Below are 1,321 nucleotides of genomic sequence, written 5' to 3' on the forward strand. Positions count from 1 at the left end.
CAGCCCGGTAGACAAAATGCCGTTGGTAGAAGTGATTCCCCATGCAGGCACCAGCGCTGAAACCATCGCCACCACGGTAGCTTTTGCCCGCCAGCAAGGGAAAACCGCCATTGTGGTGGCCGATAAAGCCGGGTTTTATGTCAACCGCATTTTGGCTCCCTATATCAACGAGGCAGCTTATTGCCTGTTGGAAGGCGAGCCGGTGGAGACCGTGGATGCCGCGCTGGTACGCTTCGGTTTCCCGGTTGGCCCGTTAACCCTGCTCGACGAAGTGGGCATTGATGTGGCGACCAAGATAGTGCCGATACTGGTGGCGGCATGGGGCGAGCGTTTTCAGGCTCCGGCCACCTTCGAGGCCATTTTGCAGGATGGGCGCAAAGGGCGTAAGAACGGCAAGGGTTTTTACCGCTATGGCACCCCGCGCCGTTTCTGGCGCGCGCCGCGTGAGGTGGACAGTGCCATCTATCCTTTGCTGGGCGTCACGCCAAAAGCGCATCTCGATCATGCGTTGATGGCACAACGCTGCGTGATGATGATGTTAAACGAGGCAGCACGCTGTCTGGATGAAGGCGTGATCCAATGCGCGCGTGACGGTGATATCGGTGCGGTATTTGGTATTGGCTTTCCACCGTTCCTTGGTGGTCCGTTCCACTACATGGATCATCTGGGGATCGATACGGTCGTCAAAACGCTGGAAACGTTTGAGCATCAGTATGGCCCCCGCTTTGCCCCGTGCCAGCGCCTGTTGACCATGCAGGCAAGTGCGGCCCGCTTTCACCCTTAATCCTTTCCCCCTTCCGGCATCAGCCGGAAGGGCGTCAATTGATGGTCACCGCCACGCTCACCGTATCTTTGTAGCTTCCTGCCGGTTTATTTGCCTGACTCGTATTGATGCGTGCCGTATACGGGATGGTCTGCGTCAAACCAGTGCCGGTTCCCGCATAGTTGTTGCTCTCCGTCCAGGCGCTGTTGTCAGCGCGGTAAAGTTGATATTGCAGGTAATAATTGGTACCGGAAACGCTTGCGGTCATCCGACGCCAATTGGCATCGTCAGGGTGCGTGCTGGTTAACGCCACGCTGTAAGCGCCATCTTTGGTGCAACGCACGCCCAGACTGCTGTTGATAGCCGTGAAGGCGGAGGGAAAGGCTGCGCTGCCAAATTCGATATTGTTGGTATTGCTGATCTGGCAATCGTTGGTGACGGTCAGCGTTAGCGTGATGTTAGAGGTCGGTGTGCCGGAATAGTACAGGCAGAGTTCACCAATACCGACATCGCAAACCCGATAGTCCCAGTTAACGGCGATAACATCGGTATACGTGC

Annotated in this window: 2 protein-coding genes; one reads left to right on the top strand and one right to left on the bottom strand. The window is 56.5% G+C overall.

What is annotated here, in order from left to right; all coding sequences use genetic code 11:
- A partial coding sequence (locus tag J5224_RS28185; RefSeq protein ID WP_264628415.1) for a 3-hydroxyacyl-CoA dehydrogenase family protein occupies positions 1-784 on the top strand: 784 nt, incomplete at its 5' end.
- A gap of 34 nt (positions 785-818) precedes the next feature.
- Here the strand turns inward: J5224_RS28185 and J5224_RS28190 are convergent.
- A partial coding sequence (locus J5224_RS28190) for a spore coat U domain-containing protein (RefSeq protein WP_264628416.1) occupies positions 819-1,321 on the bottom strand: 503 nt, incomplete at its 5' end.

It is taken from the genome of Candidatus Symbiopectobacterium sp. NZEC135, from assembly GCF_025962695.1.